Consider the following 13,907-nt stretch of genomic DNA (forward strand, 5'->3'; position numbering starts at 1 on the left):
AGGCAGGTGTATTAACACGGAGACACTATAACGGGAGATGTAACGAGTAATGAGCGATTTTGACAGCGCGCCGACCGAGATGTTGGAAATGCCGATGGCGACGGGCGTCGTCACCGAAGAATACATCAATCATATCCGCAAGGTGAACGACGTCTTCTACGACCAGATCAAGATATCGGACCAGAAGGCAGCCTATATCTTCACCTTCATGCTTGCCTTCCTGATCTCGTCGGCGGAAGGGCGCGGCGTTTTTACATTCGCCCGTTATACGGAAGGCAGCTGGCCGGCGGCGATCCTGTCGGGCGGACTGGCCATCGCATCCGTCGCCTCTATACTGTCAGCCATTCTCGTCGTCCTGCCGCGCAGGGCGGAAAAATCCACCTCGCTGTTCTGGGGAACATGGCCGCAGCACCGACCGATCTTCGAACACGCAGCACAAAGAAGCGACGTCAGCTACCTGTTTCACGAATATCTCAACAATGCGGACGTGCTTTCCCTTATCGCCCGGCAGAAGTATAGATGCGTTTCCTATGCCTTCCGCGGCCTCGTCTTCACCGTCATCGCCTATATCCTGCTGCTGCTTGCGACCTGAACCGCCTCCCCCCTTTCAACATCCGTCGGACCCCCCCCGTATGAGCTTTTCCCTGACACCCGTCCTGACCATCGGCCTTCTCATTCTCTCCAACATCTTCATGACATTCGCCTGGTACGGGCACCTGAAGTTCGAGAACAAGCCGCTCTTCACCGTCATCCTCGTAAGCTGGGCGATCGCGTTTTTCGAATATTGCGCGCAGGTGCCGGCAAATCGCATCGGCTACGGCTATTTCAATGCCGCCCAGCTGAAGACGATCCAGGAAATCATCACGCTTTCCGTCTTCGTCATCTTCTCGGTCTTTTATCTCGGCGAGAGTTTCCACTGGAAACAGGCGATCGGCTTCGGCTTCATCGCGCTCGGCGCCTTCTTCATCTTCACCAAATAGCGGGAACGTTCCCGGCCTCTCTGCAAAATAATCCCCTTGATCTGCCGCAACTTGGCCTGCGCCTTCCTGCCCGTTCATCCCCGCGGCCGCGGGATGCGCGACAATCGGCTCGTCATCGGATGGGAAACCGGGTTCGCGAACCGGCCTCCTCGTTCAGCGGGTCTCGGCTCGGTTTCCGGTGATGGTCGAAAGATCGGGGCAGACGGGAACTGACACGTCCCGAAAGATCCGAAAAAGCGGCCGGGGCAGGCAGATCGAATATCCAACCACCCTTTGAATGCCACTGCCTGCCCTATTCCCGCTCCCGCCATGCCGGCCTTGCCCGCATGGATCTTTCCGCTGCATCCGATTTCAAAAAAGAACGCACTGGCCGTCCCGACGCTCGCGCGCTTTTCATCGCCGATGCCTTCTATTCCGCCGCAGTTTGTTCTAGAGACAGTGCTTCATCCGCCGGAACAAGGCGGCAGACTGTCTTTAGGTATGTTGATCGATGCTTGATTCTCTCAGAAACGCCGCTCGCTCCTGGGTCGCGAAGTCTCTGCTTCTGCTCCTGGTTGCCTCTTTCGCCATATGGGGCGGCAGCCAATCGCTGATCGCTTCGAATGCGAACACCGTGATGACGGTCGGCGATCAGGAAATCACCCCCGAGCAGTTCCGGCTCGCCTATCAGCGCCAGATCGCAAATCTCAGCCGCCAGTTCGGCACGCAGCTGACAGCCCAGCAGGCCCGTTCCTTCGGCATCGACCGCGAGGTTCTGACCCAGCTTTCCGCAGGTGCCGCTCTCGACCAGCTGTCCGACGACATGAACCTCGGCCTCTCCGAAGAGCGTCTGGCGAACCTGATTGCCGAAGATCCGGCCTTCAAGGGCACCAACGGCCAGTTCGATCGCGACCTCTTCTCCTCGCGCCTGCGCAATGCCGGCCTGCGGGAAAACGACTATATCGCCGAGCGCAGCAAGGTTGCCGTCCGCAGCCAGGTCGTCGAAGCCGTATCCGACGGTTTCAAGCCGCCGCAGGTCATGCTCGATGCGTTGAAGCAGTATCGCGATGAAGCCCGCACCATCGATTATCTGCTTCTGTCCAACGCCAATATCGATCCGGTCAAAGCACCTGCAGACGACGTACTGACCACTTGGTTCGATGCCAACAAAGCCAAATATCGGGCGCCGGAATACCGTAACTTCGCCTATGTGAAGCTGGAGCCGAGCGATCTGGCCGACGCCTCGTCGATTACCGACGAGCAGCTGCGCGCCGAATACGACAAGCGCAAGGACGGCTACAAAACGCACGAGACCCGCACGATCGAGCAGCTGACCTTCCCGAACAAGGAAATGGCGGATGCAGCAGCCATCCAGCTGCGCGACGGCACGACCACGTTCGACCAGATCATCAAGGATCAGGGCAAGACGACGACGGACGTGCATCTTGGCGATTTCACCAGGGAAAGCCTGCCGGATCCGGCCTGGGCCGAGCCTGCCTTCAAGGTTTCCGCCAACGGTGGCACGACGCCCGTCATCAAGGGTACGTTCGGTTCGGTCATCCTGCGCATCAGCAATATCCGCCCGGAAAGCACCCGCACTTTCGACGAAGTGAAGGAAGAACTGCGCCAGCAGGTGGCAGTCGCTGCGGCTTCGCAGGAAATCACCAGCGCCCATGACCGCTTCGAAGATCTGCGCGGCGGTGGCGCAACGCTCGATGACGCAGCCAAGGAACTCAACCTCAAGCTCGTCACCGTGACGGCCGATGCGTCCGGTCAGGACGAACAGGAACAGCCGATCGCAAACCTGCCTGCCGCCAGCAATCTGGTCGCCGAAGTGTTCCGCACCGAACCCGGACAGGACACCATTCCGGTCGCTCTCGGCAATACCGGCTATATCTGGTTCGAGGTCCGTAACGTGATACCTGAACGCGACCGCACGCTTGCCGAAGTCCGTGAAAAGGTCGTTGTCGACTGGACCGCGGAACAGCAGCGCGATGCACTGACCGCCAAGGCAACCGAGTTGAAGGGCCGGGTCGACAAGGGCGAAACGCTTGCCGCCATCGCCGAAGACCTCGGCATCGCCGTGGAAACCAAGACCGGCCTGCGCCGCAATGCCGAAGACGCGATCTTCGGTGCGGAAGCGATCGCTACGGCCTTCTCCGGTCCGGTCGATACGACGGGCACGGCACTTGCTGCGGACCGCGAAAGCCGCATGCTGCTGAAGGTGACGGCCGTCGAGCAGGCTCCGACCGACGAACTGGCCAATGACCCGCAGCTTCAGCGTCTGGCGGAATCAGCCGGCGACGACATGCTCGATCAGATGGTCAACAGCCTGAAGGACCGATATGGCGTCTCCATCAACCAGACTGTCCTCGATCAGTCTGCATCCACAGTCCAGTAATCGAGGCGGATGCCGCAAATGCCTGACTTGAAGCCATTCCTCGCCAAGGTCGCCACCGGCGAATCGCTTTCCCGCGAAGAGGCGCACGACGCCTTCGGAATTCTGATGTCCGGCGAGGCGACGCCGTCGCAAATCGGCGGCTTCCTGATGGCGCTAAGGGTGCGGGGCGAAACGGTGGCGGAAATGACCGGCGCCGTCTCCACCATGCGCGCCAAGATGCTGCGTGTCGAAGCACCCGAGGACGCCGTCGATATCGTCGGGACCGGTGGCGACGGTGCGGGAACCTACAACATCTCCACGCTGGCCTCGATCATCGCGGCAGGCGCTGGTGTGCCCGTGGCCAAGCACGGCAACCGGGCGCTCAGCTCGAAATCCGGCACCGCCGACGCGCTCTCCGCGCTTGGCGTCAATCTGGAGATCGGACCGAACCTGATCGCCCACTGCATCCGCCAGGCAGGCATCGGCTTCATGTTCGCCTCCATGCACCATGCCGCCATGCGTCATGTCGGCCCGAGCCGCGTGGAACTCGGCACGCGGACGATCTTCAACCTGCTTGGGCCGCTTTCCAATCCCGCTGGTGCAAAACGCCAGTTGCTCGGCGTCTATTCTCCGCAATGGCTGATGCCGATCGCGGAAACCCTGCGCGAGATGGGATCGGAAACCGTCTGGGTCGTCCACGGCGAAGGTCTCGACGAGATCACCACGACCGGCGCGACGCAGGTCGTCGCCCTCGAAAATGGCAAGATCCGCGAATTCGAACTGACGCCGGCCGATTTCGGCGTTGCGCCGGCAACGCTCGCCGACCTCAAGGGTGGCGATGGCGTTCATAACGCCGCGGCCCTGCGTGCCGTCCTCGGCGGCGCGAAGAACGCCTATCGCGATATCTCGCTCTGCAATGCGGCGGCAGCTCTGGTCGTTGCTGGCAAGGCGGAAACGCTGAAAGATGCTATGCTACTGGCCACCGCCTCCCTCGACGGAGGACAGGCCGCGGCAGCCCTCGACCGGCTCGTGGCGGTCTCCAACGAGAAGGAATAGGATCATGGCCGATATCCTCGAAAAAATCGAAGCCTACAAGCGCGTCGAGATCGAAGCCGCCAAATCGGCCGTACCGCTTGCCGAAATCCGGGCACGCGCCGCCGAACAGTCGGCACCCCGCGGTTTCCTCAAGGCGCTGCAGGCGAAAAAGCGGGCCGGTCAGTTCGGACTGATCGCCGAGATCAAGAAGGCAAGCCCGTCCAAAGGCCTGATCCGCCCCGATTTCGACCCGCCGGCATTGGCCGCTGCCTATGAATCCGGCGGTGCCGCCTGCCTTTCGGTTCTGACGGATACGCCGAGCTTCCAGGGCGCACCGGAATTCCTCGTCGCCGCCCGCAATGCCTGCGCGTTGCCGGCTTTGCGCAAGGATTTTATGTTCGAGCCCTATCAGGTCTATGAAGCGCGCGCCTGGGGCGCCGACTGCATCCTGATCATCATGGCCTCGCTGTCCGACGACGAGGCGCTGGCGCTCTACGAGACCGCCACCGAACTCGGCATGGACAGCCTTATCGAAGTGCATGACGAAGCGGAGATGGAACGGGCGCTGAAACTGCCCTCGCCGCTTCTTGGCGTCAACAACCGCAACCTGAGAACCTTCGAGGTCAGCCTCACCACCAGCGAACGCCTGTCCGCGATGGTGACCGGCGAAGACCGCCTGCTCGTCGGCGAGAGTGGAGTCTTCACCCATGAGGATTGCCTGCGTTTGCAGAAGGTCGACATCAGCACCTTCCTCGTCGGCGAAAGCCTGATGCGCAAGGAAGATGTTGCGGCCGCGACACGGGTGCTGCTGACAGGCGAAGCAGGCACGCTGGCGGCCGAGTGATGGCCGAACAACCGAACAAGCTTACCCATATCGATCAGTCGGGCGAGGCCCATATGGTCGATGTCGGCGATAAGGCCGAGACAAGCCGTTCGGCCACTGCCGAAGGTTTCGTCCGCATGTTGCCGCAGACGCTGGCGCTGATCCGTGAGGGCAACGCCAGGAAGGGCGACGTGATCGGAACCGCGCGGCTTGCCGGCATCATGGCCGCCAAGAAGACATCCGATCTCATCCCCCTCTGCCACCCGCTGATGCTGACCAAGGTATCCGTCGAGATCACCGAGGACGAGGCCCTGCCCGGCCTGCGCGTCACCGCCACAGCAAAACTCACCGGCAGGACCGGCGTGGAGATGGAAGCGCTTACCGCCGTCTCGGTGACGTGCCTGACGATCTACGACATGGCCAAGGCAGCCGACAAAGCGATGGAAATCGGCGGCATAAGGTTGTTGGAAAAGACCGGTGGCAAATCCGGCCATTATCACGCCGAAGCCTGAGGAGATTTCGCCATGGCGCTTTTGCCCGTTTCAGACGCCAGGGCCCGCCTGCTTGCCCGCGCCGAACCGCTTCGCGAAATCGAATCGGTTCCTCTCGGTGATGCCACGACACGAGTTCTCGCCTCAGACATCCGGGCAAGACTGACTCAGCCGCCCTTCAATTCCTCCGCCATGGATGGTTATGCACTGGCTGCCGCAGACGCGCCGTCGATCGGCTCCGAACTGACGGTAATCGGCACCGCCGCCGCCGGTCACGCCTTCGAAGGCGCTTTAGGTCACGGCGAAACCGTCCGCATCTTCACCGGCGCGCCGGTACCGGAAGGCGCCGACACGATCCTCATTCAGGAAGATGCCGAGAAGATCGGCGAAAACCGCATCCGCACGACATTCGAGGTCATCGAAGGAAGACACATACGTCCCCGCGGTCAGGATTTTGCCGAAGGCGAAACCGTGCTGAAGGCCGAAACGGTGATCGACTTCTCGCATCTGACAGTCGCCGCGGCGATGAACCACCCGACGCTCCCTGTGTTTCGCAGGCCGAAGGTGGCGATCCTTGCAACCGGTGACGAACTTATCCAGCCCGGCGGCACACCTGCACCCGCGCAGATCATCGCCTCCAACACGTTCGGCATTGCCGCGCTGGTGCGCGACAATAGCGGCGAGGTGCTCGATCTCGGCATCGCACCCGATGGCCAGGAGGCTATTTCCGCCGCCATTAGCCGCGCCCGTGATGCCGGTGCCGATATACTCGTCACCCTCGGCGGCGCCTCCGTCGGCGACCATGATCTTGTGCAGGCGACCCTGAAATCCGCTGGAATGGAGCTCGATTTCTGGCGCATCGCCATGCGGCCCGGGAAACCGCTGATGGTCGGCTCACTGGACGGCATGCATGTGCTTGGTCTGCCCGGAAACCCCGTCGCAAGCCTTGTCACCGGCATGCTTTTCCTTGAGCCGCTGCTGCGCCGCCTCGCCCATCTGCCGGAGCGAAAGCGAGAAGTTTTGGGAATCACGGCACGAGCGCTTGCCGCAAACGACCAGCGGCAGGACTATCTCCGCGCGAAAATTACCCGCGACGAAGAGGGCAATCTGGTTGCCGACGCCAATCCGAAACAGGATTCGTCGATGATGAAGATTTTTGCCCATGCCGACGGTCTCATCATCCGGGAGCCTCATGCTCCGGAACTGGCCGCAGGTGCGTCCTGCCCCATATTGCTCATCCGTCCTTTTGCGTGATCTGCACCTTTGAATGATCCAGGCGGACGAAAAATCCGTAGCCTTGGGCATGCATGCCCAAACGGAGTAGATCGTGCCAGACAAGAGCCAAACAGCCGCCATCCTCTGGTTCCGCAAGGACCTTCGGCTCGATGACAATGCGGCGCTTCATGCCGCGATCGATGCAGGCGGCCCGGTCATCCCCGTCTATATCCGCGAACCCGAACATCCCGATACCGGCCCGCTCGGGTCAGCACAGGCCTGGTGGCTGCATCACTCGCTGGCAGGGCTAAAGGAACAGCTGAAGTCACTGAGCAGCGACCTGACGCTCGCCACCGGCAAGGCCGACGAAATCCTCATCGATTTCGCCCGAAAGACCGGCGCAGAAACGGTTTACGTCAATCGTGCCTACGAGCGGACGGCGATCGACCGAGACATTGCTATTGCGCTCAAGGATGCGGGCATCGCCATCCGTGCCTTCCACGGGCAATTGCTGCACGATCCGAAAACGATCCGCACCGGCTCTGGCAACGCGTTCAAGGTCTACACGCCGTTCTGGAACGCCATGCAGAAGCTGCACGAGCCGCATGAACCCATCGATCCGCCAAAAACCATTCCGTCTCCCGCAAGCCATCCCCGCTCCGAAGCTCTAGACGGCTGGAACCTGCTGCCGACCAGGCCGAATTGGGCAAAAGGCTTTTCCGAACACTGGACGCCCGGTGAAGCCGGTGCGCAGGAGAGGCTGGAAGACCTGATCGATGCCGACCTGCACGATTACAAGCGCGGCCGCGATTTTCCCGCGATCGAAGCAACATCCAGGCTTTCTCCGCATCTGGCGCTCGGCGAAATCTCTCCCGCCCGCATCTGGCACGCTACAAATGGGCTGGCGCAGAAACACCGGGACGATCTGGTGCATTATCGGAAGGAACTGGCCTGGCGAGATTTCTGCTACAATCTGCTTGTCGAGTTCCCTGAGCTTCGCACGAAGAACTGGGACGACAAATTCGACGCTTTCGAATGGGATTTCGACGCTGCCGATTTCAGCGCCTGGACAAAGGGGTTGACCGGTTATCCGATCGTCGATGCCGGTATGCGCGAACTCTGGCAGACCGGCTACATGCACAACCGGGTGCGGATGATCACGGCATCCTTCCTGATCAAGGACCTGCTGATCAACTGGCGGCGCGGCGAGGAATGGTTCCGCGATACGCTGCTCGATGCCGATCCGGCCAGCAATACCGCCAACTGGCAATGGGTGGCGGGATCGGGCGCCGACGCCTCGCCCTTCTTCCGCATCTTCAACCCGATCCTGCAGGGCGAAAAATTCGATCCCGACGGCGATTATGTCCGCCACTTCGTGCCGGAACTGAAAGACCTGCCGAAAAAATACATCCACAAGCCCTTCGATGCCCCCGACCATGTTCTGGCGGATGCAGGCGTGGATCTTGGAAAGACTTATCCGAAGCCCATCGTCAATCACGGTCTCGCGCGTGACCGTGCTCTGGAGGCCTACAAGGGCCTGAAAGGCTAGCGCCGTACCGCAACGCGCGGGATTGGCGTTTCCATCACGACAATCGGCAACTACTCTCTCCCTTCCGGAAGAGGAGAGAGCGAGATGGCGCGGCGAAAAATTGCGGTTGTCGGATTGGGCGGGATTGGCGGGGTCGCTGCCGCCTGCCTCAGCCTGTCACCGGAGAATGACGTGACCGTCTGCGCCCGCAGGCAGATCGATAAGCTCACCTTCGACCACCTTGAAGAGAGCAAGCAGATACCGCTGAAAACGCTGACGGACCCGAGCCGCGCCGAACCGGTCGATTGGGTTATCCTTTGCACCAAGGCGCAGGACAGCGCCTCCGCCGCTCCCTGGCTCGAGAGACTGTGCACCCCGCAAACGACCGTGGCCGTACTGCAGAACGGCATCTCCCACGAAGAGCGCGTAGGGCCTCACGCAAAAGGCGCCACCATCCTTCCGGCGATTGTCTATTACAACGGCGAGCGGTTTGCGCCCGACCATGTCAGGCTCCGGCATATCCGCGGCCACGACCTGCTGGTCCCGGCCGGACTGCCGGGCGACGCATTCGCAGCGCTTTTCGAAGGCACGCCGATCGATGTCGGCCGCAGCGCGGAATTCATCACCTATCAATGGCGCAAACTGCTGGTCAACGTCATCGCCAACCCGATCACCGCCCTGACGCGCCAGAGGCTCGGCGTGTTCCAGAGACCGGACATTCAGGGCCTGTCGCTCGGCGTCCTTCGCGAAGCCGTTGCTGTCGGCCGGGCAGAGGGTGCGCAACTGCGCGACAACGAGGCAGAGACGATCCTGGAGACGTTTCTGGGCTATCCGCCGGAAGCAGGCACCTCGATGTATTTCGATTGCCTCGCGGGCCGCGCATTGGAAATCGAAGCGCTGAACGGCGCCGTCGTTGCGGCAGCAAGGCGCCACGGGCTTCCGACACCATTGAATGCGGCAATGCTGACACTGTTGACGGCGGTCAGCGATGCGAATGCGGCGGAAACCAAAACCCTCTAACAAGAGATTTGATCGAAGCTGGGCCGAATAGCATTTAGCGGCGGACCAAACTCAACCCTCATTCCTGTCCTTGTGACAGGAATCCAGCCGTCGCGCGTCTGCGCGACGAGGAGAGTCTTTTCAGCCCAACGACTTGGGCTGACTGGATTCCTGTGACAAGCACAGGAATGACGCAAAGATTCAGTCGTACAAGCGATCCAAACCCGATCGCAACCGAGTCTGTCTCATCTGATTACACGAGCCGGTTCTGTTCCAGAGCCGCTTCGATGAAGCTTGCAAACAGCGGATGCGGATCGAGAGGACGGCTCTTCAGTTCCGGATGGTACTGGACGCCGATGAACCACGGGTGATCCGGATATTCGACGGTCTCCGGCAGAACGCCGTCCGGCGACATGCCGGAGAATACCAGGCCGCAGCTTTCCAGCCGTTCCTTGTAATCGACATTCACCTCGTAGCGGTGACGGTGACGCTCGGAAATATCGGTCGAACCGTAGATCTCGGCGATCTTTGTATCCTTCTTCAGGCTCGCGGCGTAGGCGCCGAGACGCATCGTGCCGCCGAGATCGCCGGCAGCCGCACGCTTCTCCAGCGCATTGCCCTTCACCCATTCGGTCATCAAGCCGACGACCGGCTCTTTCGTCGGACCGAATTCGGTCGAGGAAGCGTGTTCGATACCGGCCAGATTGCGCGCCGCTTCCACGACCGCCATCTGCATGCCGAAGCAGATGCCGAAATACGGCACCTTGCGCTCACGGGCAAACTGCGCGGCCTTGATCTTGCCTTCCGAACCGCGCTCGCCAAAACCGCCCGGCACCAGGATTCCGTTGACCTTTTCGAGGTAAGGCGCCGGGTCTTCTTTTTCGAAGACTTCCGACTCGATCCACTCAAGCTTGACCTTGACCTGATTGGCGATGCCGCCGTGATGCAGCGCCTCGATCAGCGACTTGTAGGCATCCTTGAGGCCGGTATATTTGCCGACGATCGCGATCGTGACTTCGCCTTCCGGCTGCTTGATACGGCTGCTGACCTCTTCCCACTGGTCGAGACGCGGCTTGGGAGCAGGCTCGATGCCGAAGGCGGCCAGAACCTCGTTGTCGAGACCTTCCTTGTGATAGGCGACCGGAACGTCATAGATGTTGGCAACGTCGAGCGCCTGGATGACGGCAGAGGGACGGACGTTGCAGAACAGCGACAGCTTGCGGCGTTCGGCTTCCGGGATCTCGCGATCAGCGCGAACGAGCAGGATGTCGGGATGGATGCCGAGTGCCTGCAACTCCTTGACCGAATGCTGGGTCGGCTTGGTCTTCAGCTCGCCTGCAGCCGAAATATACGGCATCAGCGTCAAGTGAACATAGATCACGGTGCCACGCGGCAGGTCGTTATTGACCTGGCGGATCGCCTCCATGAATGGCATCGCCTCGATATCGCCGACCGTGCCGCCGACTTCGCAGAGTACGAAATCATAGTCGTCATTGCCCTCGGTGACGAAATCCTTGATCTCGTTCGTCACATGCGGAATGACCTGCACGGTTGCGCCGAGATAATCGCCGCGGCGTTCCTTGTCGATGATGTTCTTGTAGATCCGGCCGGTGGTGATGTTGTCGGTCTTGGTCGCCGAACGCCCGGTAAAGCGTTCGTAGTGACCGAGATCGAGATCCGTCTCGGCACCGTCGTCGGTGACGAAGACCTCGCCGTGCTGTGTCGGGCTCATCGTGCCCGGATCAACGTTGAGATAAGGATCGAGCTTCCTCAGCCGAACCCGGTAACCCCTCGCCTGAAGCAATGCTCCGAGGGCCGCGGCCGCAATTCCTTTTCCGAGGGAAGAAACCACGCCGCCTGTGATGAATACATATCGCGCCATGGGAGTCACCGGTTACCTTTTCACACACGATTCCGCCAGCCCTAATTTTGCCAAACGCTAAAACGGCTGTGGAATGTTCACAAAATAAAACCGGCAGGCTTTTGGCCTGCCGGAGCTTGAAGACTTGACCGAAGCCTTACTGGCCGGTCGGAACGGTGTTCGACGGCGCAGCAGGTGCCGCCGGAACAGCCGTAGCAGGTGCCTGACCGGCTGCCGGGGCAGACGGCGTGGCAGCGCCGGTTTCGGATGGAACGCCGTTGCCTGCAGGTGCCTGAGCCGGCGGTGCGGCCGGTGCTGGACCGAGCTGATCGAGAATGCCGTTGCCCGTGCCCTGCTGGCTCTGCGGAATACGGTTCAGAATATCGGTCGGCTGCGAATCGTAACGGGCAAGAATGCCGAGCGCCAGCGAGGTGACGAAGAACAGCGCCGCCAGAATCGCCGTCGTGCGGGTCAGCGCATTGGCGGTGCCGCGCGCCGACATGAAGCCGGAGCCGCCGCCGATGCCCAGCCCGCCGCCTTCGGAGCGCTGGATGAGCACTACGCCGACGAGCGCAAGCACGATCATGAGATGAATGACGATCAGAACGGTCTGCATGTATCGGGTCCCTGCCCTACGCGGGCATCGAATAAGAGTTTTGCGGCTCTTTACATGAGGCTACCGCGGTTTCCAAGCCTTGATTACAAGGTTTCCGCGATCAGCCCCTCATAGACGGAATAGATGGCGAGGAAGTCGGCCGCTTTCAAGCTCGCTCCGCCGATCAACGCACCATCGACATTGGCGATGCCCATCAGCACCTCGGCATTGCCCGGCTTGACCGAACCGCCATAGAGAATACGCATCGTTTTGCCTTCATCGCCAAAACGCCGCACCAGTTCGGAACGCATGAAAGCATGCGCGACGGCGATGTCTTCGTTCGTCGGGGTCAACCCCGAACCGATCGCCCAGACCGGCTCATAGGCGATGACGGTGTTTTCAGCGTGGGCGCCATCGGGAATGGATCCATCCAATTGCCGCTTCAGCACGTCCAGCGTCTGATAGCTGTCGCGCTCGCCCGCGGTTTCGCCGATGCAGATGATCGCTGTCAGATCCGCCTGATAGGCTGCAGCTGCCTTGTCACGAACGACATGATCGGTCTCGGCATGATCGGTGCGGCGCTCCGAATGGCCGAGAATGACGTGGGTTCCGAAGCAGTCGGCAATCATCTCGGCCGAAATGTCGCCGGTATGGGCGCCCGAGACCTTCTGATGGCAATCCTGTGCGCCGATCATCAGCGGGCTGTCGGTGCACAGCGCCGTCGCGACATAGAGAAGCGTCGAGGGCGGGCAGATCAACGCTTCGACATGATCGGACAGGGGGCCGACCACTCCTTCGGCCATCGCCTTTATCTCGCCGAGCGCGTCACGGGTGCCGTTCATCTTCCAGTTTCCAGCCACGAGCGGGCGAACGTCTGGGGTCATCGGGTGGTTTCCTCCTCTATATTTCTCGACGACCTCGAAACGAGATCGCAATCATCGCCTGCAAAATCCGGTCGCCCGGATAGGTCGGCATCTTTCGTACGCTGAAAAACAATCTCGATTCAAGCGCTTGCTTCAAAGCCGGCGTTCGCCCGACCACCAGAACGAACAAAACCGCAAAACAATCCCGAGATTCAATCGGTTGGGTGGCGCCAAAGATCGATTTAACCGCCGATTCCAGTCATCTGTGGGCAACCAGCACGAAATTTAACACCTTGCGCCAATCGACCATCCGGATCGGCGTTCCATGTCCTCCCGTTTGAAAAACGGTAAAACGGGCCGGATAACCGGAAGCGCGCAATCCGCGAAAAATCTTCTCCTGATCTTCCGCCTTGTAGACGCTGTCGGCACTGCCATGGGCGAAATAGAGCGGCAGCTTGAGTTTTACGAACGCCGTGGTCGCAAGCCCCGGATCCGGCGGGCCACCGAGCAGGACCATGCCGCCGAGATAATGAACCGCTTCCTTGTCGCGCACGATGTTCTGGCAGATGATCCCGCCCATCGAGGCGCAGGCGAGAATGACCGGCTGGCCGGCAGATTGTTCGAAAGCATAGCGCAAAAGAGCACCGACATCCGCAGCCCCCTTGTCGTCGAAGGACCGGACGCTCACCGAATAATAGGTACCGCCATTGCGGCCGACGAGGTTTTTCAGCCGGTTGAAATTGCCGCCGAAACTATAGTCGTTGACGCCGAGACGGCGATCGCCACCGCGCCCATGGATAAAGATGACGGCGAAGCGTTCTCCCGAAGTCGGCCCCACCCGTGTCACGTCTACGGTCCGGTTGCCAAGCGTCAGCGTCTCATTTTCCTGCAGACGACGAACCGATGTATCGACATAGGCACCCCTGACCCGGCGTTCCGGCTCCTGGTCCCGGTCGTTGATGTCGCGCAGCTCGTTATAGTCGATCACCTCATAGGCCCCGCCATCGTCGCTTTTGAGAGTGGCGTGACTGGAAAAGAGATTGTCCTTGAACGGCGGTATCGGTCCTTCCTGCGCGATTGCAAAGTCACCGGTCGATGATATGCAGAGCGCAAGAAGCGTGCCGAAAACGAAATGAATTGTGGACATGCGGAATTTCA

At 60.6% G+C, this 13,907-nt stretch carries 13 protein-coding genes; 9 read left to right on the top strand and 4 right to left on the bottom strand.

Features of this window, described 5'->3' with window-relative positions; all coding sequences use genetic code 11:
• Positions 1 to 49 precede the first annotated feature (49 nt).
• The 9 genes from FHP24_RS18430 to FHP24_RS18470 all read left to right on the top strand — a co-directional run bounded on the left by FHP24_RS18430 (position 50) and on the right by FHP24_RS18470 (position 9,451).
• Positions 50 to 592: a Pycsar system effector family protein gene (locus tag FHP24_RS18430; RefSeq protein WP_139677705.1), complete on the top strand. Its 543-nt coding sequence runs from the start codon at positions 50 to 52 to the stop codon at positions 590 to 592.
• Between the two features lie 40 nt (positions 593 to 632).
• Positions 633 to 980, top strand: a complete 348-nt coding sequence (locus FHP24_RS18435) for a DMT family protein (RefSeq protein ID WP_139677706.1) — start codon at positions 633 to 635, stop codon at positions 978 to 980.
• 490 nt (positions 981 to 1,470) lie between these two features.
• Positions 1,471 to 3,360: a peptidylprolyl isomerase gene (locus tag FHP24_RS18440; RefSeq protein ID WP_139677707.1), complete on the top strand. Its 1,890-nt coding sequence runs from the start codon at positions 1,471 to 1,473 to the stop codon at positions 3,358 to 3,360.
• A gap of 18 nt (positions 3,361 to 3,378) precedes the next feature.
• On the top strand, positions 3,379 to 4,395 hold the full coding sequence (trpD, locus tag FHP24_RS18445) for an anthranilate phosphoribosyltransferase (RefSeq protein WP_139677708.1): 1,017 nt from the start codon (positions 3,379 to 3,381) through the stop codon (positions 4,393 to 4,395).
• Between the two features lie 4 nt (positions 4,396 to 4,399).
• Entirely contained in the window at positions 4,400 to 5,218 is an 819-nt protein-coding gene (gene trpC, locus FHP24_RS18450; RefSeq protein ID WP_139677709.1) for an indole-3-glycerol phosphate synthase TrpC, read from the top strand.
• A complete protein-coding gene (moaC, locus tag FHP24_RS18455) occupies positions 5,218 to 5,709 on the top strand; it encodes a cyclic pyranopterin monophosphate synthase MoaC (protein ID WP_139677710.1) in 492 nt (163 codons plus the stop codon). Before trpC ends, moaC begins: the two co-directional genes overlap by 1 nt.
• Positions 5,710 to 5,721: 12 nt before the next feature.
• Complete coding sequence (locus FHP24_RS18460) at positions 5,722 to 6,942, top strand: molybdopterin molybdotransferase MoeA (RefSeq protein ID WP_139677711.1); 1,221 nt, start codon at positions 5,722 to 5,724, stop codon at positions 6,940 to 6,942.
• A gap of 73 nt (positions 6,943 to 7,015) precedes the next feature.
• Positions 7,016 to 8,452, top strand: a complete 1,437-nt coding sequence (locus tag FHP24_RS18465; protein WP_139677712.1) for a cryptochrome/photolyase family protein — start codon at positions 7,016 to 7,018, stop codon at positions 8,450 to 8,452.
• An 84-nt stretch (positions 8,453 to 8,536) separates the two neighbouring features.
• Positions 8,537 to 9,451 (top strand): 2-dehydropantoate 2-reductase, encoded by a 915-nt coding sequence (locus tag FHP24_RS18470; protein WP_139677713.1) that lies wholly within the window; start codon positions 8,537 to 8,539, stop codon positions 9,449 to 9,451.
• Positions 9,452 to 9,683: 232 nt separating this feature from the next.
• Here the strand turns inward: FHP24_RS18470 and FHP24_RS18475 are convergent, their stop codons facing one another.
• The 4 genes from FHP24_RS18475 to FHP24_RS18490 all read right to left on the bottom strand — a co-directional run bounded on the left by FHP24_RS18475 (position 9,684) and on the right by FHP24_RS18490 (position 13,896).
• Complete coding sequence (locus tag FHP24_RS18475; RefSeq protein ID WP_180356050.1) at positions 9,684 to 11,312, bottom strand: CTP synthase; 1,629 nt, start codon at positions 11,310 to 11,312, stop codon at positions 9,684 to 9,686.
• Between the two features lie 136 nt (positions 11,313 to 11,448).
• Positions 11,449 to 11,907: a preprotein translocase subunit SecG gene (gene secG, locus FHP24_RS18480; RefSeq protein ID WP_139677715.1), complete on the bottom strand. Its 459-nt coding sequence runs from the start codon at positions 11,905 to 11,907 to the stop codon at positions 11,449 to 11,451.
• A gap of 83 nt (positions 11,908 to 11,990) precedes the next feature.
• Positions 11,991 to 12,770, bottom strand: a complete 780-nt coding sequence (gene tpiA, locus FHP24_RS18485) for a triose-phosphate isomerase (protein WP_139677716.1) — start codon at positions 12,768 to 12,770, stop codon at positions 11,991 to 11,993.
• 238 nt (positions 12,771 to 13,008) lie between these two features.
• On the bottom strand, positions 13,009 to 13,896 hold the full coding sequence (locus FHP24_RS18490; protein WP_180356051.1) for an alpha/beta fold hydrolase: 888 nt from the start codon (positions 13,894 to 13,896) through the stop codon (positions 13,009 to 13,011).
• Positions 13,897 to 13,907 lie beyond the last annotated feature (11 nt).

This window comes from Aliirhizobium smilacinae (assembly GCF_006335145.1).
GTDB lineage: Bacteria > Pseudomonadota > Alphaproteobacteria > Rhizobiales > Rhizobiaceae > Neorhizobium > Neorhizobium smilacinae.

Bases quoted from the DNA above. Each gene is read 5' to 3' on its own strand.
- FHP24_RS18430 (WP_139677705.1), top strand. From the start codon at position 50: ATGAGCGATTTTGACAGCGCGCCGACCGAGATGTTGGAAATGCCGATG.
- FHP24_RS18435 (WP_139677706.1), top strand. From the start codon at position 633: ATGAGCTTTTCCCTGACACCCGTCCTGACCATCGGCCTTCTCATTCTC.
- FHP24_RS18440 (WP_139677707.1), top strand. From the start codon at position 1,471: ATGCTTGATTCTCTCAGAAACGCCGCTCGCTCCTGGGTCGCGAAGTCT.
- trpD (WP_139677708.1), top strand. From the start codon at position 3,379: ATGCCTGACTTGAAGCCATTCCTCGCCAAGGTCGCCACCGGCGAATCG.
- trpC (WP_139677709.1), top strand. From the start codon at position 4,400: ATGGCCGATATCCTCGAAAAAATCGAAGCCTACAAGCGCGTCGAGATC.
- moaC (WP_139677710.1), top strand. From the start codon at position 5,218: ATGGCCGAACAACCGAACAAGCTTACCCATATCGATCAGTCGGGCGAG.
- FHP24_RS18460 (WP_139677711.1), top strand. From the start codon at position 5,722: ATGGCGCTTTTGCCCGTTTCAGACGCCAGGGCCCGCCTGCTTGCCCGC.
- FHP24_RS18470 (WP_139677713.1), top strand. From the start codon at position 8,537: ATGGCGCGGCGAAAAATTGCGGTTGTCGGATTGGGCGGGATTGGCGGG.
- FHP24_RS18475 (WP_180356050.1), bottom strand. From the start codon at position 11,312: ATGGCGCGATATGTATTCATCACAGGCGGCGTGGTTTCTTCCCTCGGA.
- secG (WP_139677715.1), bottom strand. From the start codon at position 11,907: ATGCAGACCGTTCTGATCGTCATTCATCTCATGATCGTGCTTGCGCTC.
- tpiA (WP_139677716.1), bottom strand. From the start codon at position 12,770: ATGACCCCAGACGTTCGCCCGCTCGTGGCTGGAAACTGGAAGATGAAC.
- FHP24_RS18490 (WP_180356051.1), bottom strand. From the start codon at position 13,896: ATGTCCACAATTCATTTCGTTTTCGGCACGCTTCTTGCGCTCTGCATA.